Here is a 4,402-nt window from a genome sequence, read left to right on the forward strand (position 1 = left end):
CGGTCGAAGTTGGAGGCCGCGAGAGGCAACCCTGGGTCCACAGGACATGGCGGTGGCTCCTCGCCATGACCAGCTGATCGAAGATCATGAGGAATTGTGCGGGGCCGTAGAGGATTCATACAGATGTGTAGGGCGGCTGGGGAAACAGTAACCACTGTCTGTACAGTAGAAACGGACACATGAGGTGCCCTTAGACGGGCGTTGGAGGAGTGCGATGCAGAGTAGTAACCCGGTGTTCGGGCGGGCGGCGGCCTTCAACGGGCGGTCGGCTGTCCACAACGCTCCCGCTCCGAGCACGGAGCGGCTGGAAGAGATGTACGCCGCGCCGTCGGCCTCGCCGGCCCAGACGGGGCGGATGACCTACGACGACGTGGTGATGCGTACCGGCGCCACGCTCGGTGTGCTGCTCATCGGCGCCGCTGTGGGCTGGTGGCAGACGCAGCTGACCTTCATCGGCTTCATCGTCGGACTCGTTCTGGGGCTCGTCAACGCGTTCAAGAAGGAGCCCAGCCCGCCGCTGATCCTTGCCTACGCCGCGTTCATGGGGACGTTCCTCGGCGGAATCAGCTTCCAGTTCGAGAATGTCGCTTTCCAGGCAGGAGACACGCCGCTGACGGGCATCGTCGCCCAGGCGGTGCTGGCTACCGTGTCGGTCTTCGCGGTGTCGCTGTTCCTTTACCGCAGCGGCCGGGTACGGGTGACACCGAAGTTCCAGCGGGGCGCCATGATGGCCCTCGGTGGCTACATGGTGTTCGTCATCATCAACTTGTTCGCCCAGATGTTCGGCCTGGCCGATGGCACGTTCGGCTTCCGGGACGGCTGGTTCGGGGTCCTGATCGGCCTGTTCGCGGTCGGCTTGGCGGCAGTCATGTTGATTCTCGACTTCGACTTCGTCGAGAAGGGTGTCAAGCAGGGCATCCCGTCGAAGTACGCGTGGACCGCGGCGTTCGGACTCACCGTTACGCTGGTCTGGCTGTACATCGAGATGCTCCGTCTGCTGGCTATCCTCCGAGGCGAATAGTCCGCAGCGATCGGCGTCGCCCAGAGTCTGGTTCTGGGAGGCGCCGATCGACGCTTCTCCCATCTGCACAGACGACGGGCGGCGTCCCCGAGAATTCGGGAACGCCGCCCGTCGCTATGTTCACCCGCCGAAGGTGGTGACGCTGTCCTGCCGCGCCCATTGGCGCAACATCGGGGCGTGCGTCAGCGAGGCTGTGGCGCCTGTGGAACTCAGGTGGCCGATCGGCCGGCTATTCGAAGGAGCGAGCGGCCCGGCGCAGGGCGTGCTCGTGCACGATGGCGGTGGCGTGGCCGTGCGCGAGCCCATGCTCGTTGCGTAGCCACCTCACCCGATCATCGAAGCGGAGGAACGAAGGACCATCTTCAAGTGCCGTGAACCATTCTCGCAGCTCTCGTCCGGTCGCGCTGGGCACGCGGGCGAGAAGGTTTCGATGGGTTTCTTCGGAGTGGTTCAGGCTCATGGCGGCCTCCATCTTCTCGTGAGGGCTCCGTAACACGACTGTGCCTCACGCCCGCGGCCCGCACAACCCCGTTCACTTGATCCTTTCCAGGAGAAGCACGCACTGCCCGCGCAGCGAAGCGTGCCGAGTTGCCGAACAGGCCCGTATCCCTCACGGGCGTGGGGTCACCGTGAGGCTGCACCCTGGTGATCGTCGGAGCTGGAGTTGCGGCCGGCGATCTGGCTGCCGGTCCTCGCGTGGCTGTCGCCGGATGACTGGGCATCGGCGGCCGGCTCGGCCGGTGTGGCTTCGTCGTTGAGCGGCCGGCGACGGCGGTTGCGCAGCTGCGCCCACCGCCCCCGCGGACCACTGTCGTGCCCGCCGACGGTGGCCGCGGCGACCTCCGTCCCCGCCTCATTCGCGGCTGTGGCGGCGGCGACGGAAACCGGCAGGACGCTGTCGCCTCGCAGCGGCTCTGGCGCTTCCTCGTCGGCGGACCACAGGCCGAGGGCGCCGGCCAACGACGGCAGGACCGCGGCGGCGGCGTGAGCGTACCCGGCAGACGAAGGATGGAACTGGTCATCGCTGAACAGCTCCGCCGGTGACGCCGCGAACTCGGGTCCGAGTATGGACCCGAGGGAGACCGTGCGGCCTCCGGCCTCGACCACGGCCACGGTCTGGGCGGCGGCGAGGTGGCGGCTCGATCGACGTGCCAGCCAGCGCAGCGGCGGCTGGATGGGTTTGATCGTCCCGAGATCCGGGCAGGTGCCGACGACCACCTCGCAGCCGGCCTCCCCGAGGCGGCGGACGGCCTCGATCAACATGCGCACAGGCTCGGCCGGCGGCACCTTGTTGGTGACGTCGTTGCCGCCGACGATGATCAGCGCGACGGAGGGGTTGGTGATGAGCGCCTTGTCCACTTGGTCGGCAAGATCAGCGCTGCGCGCGCCGACCCTGGCCACGGTGGTGAGCTGGACCGGCCGCTCGGCGATCTCGGCCAGCCCTGATGCGGCCAGCGCGCCCGGCGTCTCCTCCGGCGTCGGCGCGCCGTACCCTGCCGCACAGGAGTCACCCATCACGACGAAAGAGATCGGCTGGCCCTGGTAAGAGCCGTAGACCGCATCCGGGTTCGGAGGGCCGCTCAGCGGGACTCCGGTGATGGTCCGCCGTGCGACCCGCGCCTGGAGCCGTAGCAGACCGTAGAAAGAGGCGCTGAGAAGACTGACGCCGCCGCCGTATGCGGCGGCCCGTGCGATACGTCGTGCGTTGTGTGCGTTGATCAGGCCCGCCATGCAGCAAATCTAGCTCGGCACACTGACAACTGCACCCACGGTCCATCGAGTGGATCACACTCGGTCCGCATGGTTGTGACGCCTGGCCCGATCAGGGGCGGCGATTCGATGCGCACGAGGGCGGCGCTTAGCCGTAGAGTCGGATCGTGGAGTACTACGAGAACGTCGTCGACCTCATCGGCAATACCCCGCTCGTGCGGCTCGGGACCGTCGCCGCGGACGTTCCGGCTCTGGTGCTCGCGAAAGTCGAGTACTTCAACCCGGGTGGTTCGGTCAAAGATCGCATCGCCCGACGGATGGTCGATGCGGCCGAAGAAGCCGGGCAGATCGGCCCGGGCGGCACCATCGTCGAGCCGACCAGCGGTAACACGGGGGTGGGGTTGGCACTGATCGCGCAGCGCCGCGGCTACAAGTGCGTCTTCGTCTGCCCGGACAAGGTCAGCGAGGACAAACGGAACGTGCTCAAGGCTTACGGCGCCGAGGTCGTGGTCTGCCCGACAGCGATCCCGCCTGACCACCCCGACTCCTATTACTCCGTCTCGGACCGGCTGGTCAAGGAGATCCCTGGTGCGTGGAAGCCGGATCAGTACTCCAACCTGGCGAATCCTCAATCGCACTACGAGACCACCGGGCCCGAGCTCTGGGAGCAGACTGAAGGAAGGATCACCCACTTCGTCGCCGGCGTCGGGACCGGTGGCACGGTCAGCGGGACCGGGCGGTACCTGAAGGAGGTATCCGGTGGCAAGGTGCGCGTGATCGGGGTCGACCCGGAAGGCTCGGTGTACTCAGGAGGCAGCGGCCGGCCGTACCTCGTCGAGGGTGTCGGTGAGGACTTCTGGCCGTCGACATATGACCGCGATATCTGCGACGAGATCGTCGCCGTCTCCGATTACGCCTCGTTCGCCTGCACCCGCCGCCTTGCCCGCGAAGAGGGCCTGCTGGTCGGCGGGTCGTGTGGGATGGCGGTTGAGGGCGCGCTGGACGTCGCCCGCAACGCTACGCCGGACGACGTCGTGGTGACACTGCTTCCGGATAGCGGCCGTGGCTACATGTCGAAGATCTTCGACGACAGCTGGATGATGTCCTACGGGTTCTTGCCCCCGGCGGAGGGCATCACCGTGGGGGACGTCATCCGGAACAAGTCCGGCGACATGCCCGCACTGGTGCACACGCATCCCAACGAGACGGTCGCCGACGCAGTCGGAATCCTTCGTGAGTACGGCGTGTCACAGATGCCGGTGGTGCGCGCCGAGCCTCCGGTCATGGCGGCGGAGGTGGCAGGCGCCGTGGTCGAACGTGACCTGATGGATGCGCTGTTCACGGGTGCCGCGACACTGACCGACCGGGTCGACCAGCACATGTCTCCGCCGCTCCCGGTACTCGGTTCCGGCGAGCCGGTGGCGAAGGCGTTCGAACAGCTCAAGTCCACGGATGCCCTGATGGTGGTCGAGGACGGCAAACCTGCCGGGGTCATGACGCGTGCGGACTTGCTCGGCCACATCGCTGGTTGACCTGCTCCGCGTCGGGCATGTGCGCGGCCGTCAACTATGAGATCGAACGCTTAGTGGTCGCCGTTGTAAGTTCGTCGGGGATCAGGCGGCCAGTGCGAGATCGTTGTTTTGCTGGTGTCGCTCGATCCGAGTGAGGAGG

At 66.8% G+C, this 4,402-nt stretch carries 4 protein-coding genes; 2 read left to right on the top strand and 2 right to left on the bottom strand.

Annotated elements, in window-relative coordinates; genetic code table 11:
• Positions 1-214 precede the first annotated feature (214 nt).
• Positions 215-1,021: a Bax inhibitor-1/YccA family protein gene (locus tag ELR45_RS20150; RefSeq protein ID WP_129667948.1), complete on the top strand. Its 807-nt coding sequence runs from the start codon at positions 215-217 to the stop codon at positions 1,019-1,021.
• Between the two features lie 229 nt (positions 1,022-1,250).
• Here the strand turns inward: ELR45_RS20150 and ELR45_RS20155 are convergent, their stop codons facing one another.
• Both ELR45_RS20155 and ELR45_RS20160 read right to left on the bottom strand, forming a co-directional pair.
• Complete coding sequence (locus tag ELR45_RS20155; protein WP_129667949.1) at positions 1,251-1,481, bottom strand: DUF4287 domain-containing protein; 231 nt, start codon at positions 1,479-1,481, stop codon at positions 1,251-1,253.
• Positions 1,482-1,645: 164 nt separating this feature from the next.
• A complete protein-coding gene (locus ELR45_RS20160; RefSeq protein ID WP_129667950.1) occupies positions 1,646-2,752 on the bottom strand; it encodes an SGNH/GDSL hydrolase family protein in 1,107 nt (368 codons plus the stop codon).
• A 146-nt stretch (positions 2,753-2,898) separates the two neighbouring features.
• Here ELR45_RS20160 and ELR45_RS20165 point away from each other — a divergent pair, with 146 nt between their 5' ends.
• A complete protein-coding gene (locus ELR45_RS20165; protein ID WP_129667951.1) occupies positions 2,899-4,263 on the top strand; it encodes a cystathionine beta-synthase in 1,365 nt (454 codons plus the stop codon).
• Positions 4,264-4,402: the final 139 nt, after the last annotated feature.

This window comes from Phytoactinopolyspora endophytica, assembly GCF_004138495.1.
Classification (GTDB): domain Bacteria; phylum Actinomycetota; class Actinomycetes; order Jiangellales; family Jiangellaceae; genus Phytoactinopolyspora; species Phytoactinopolyspora endophytica.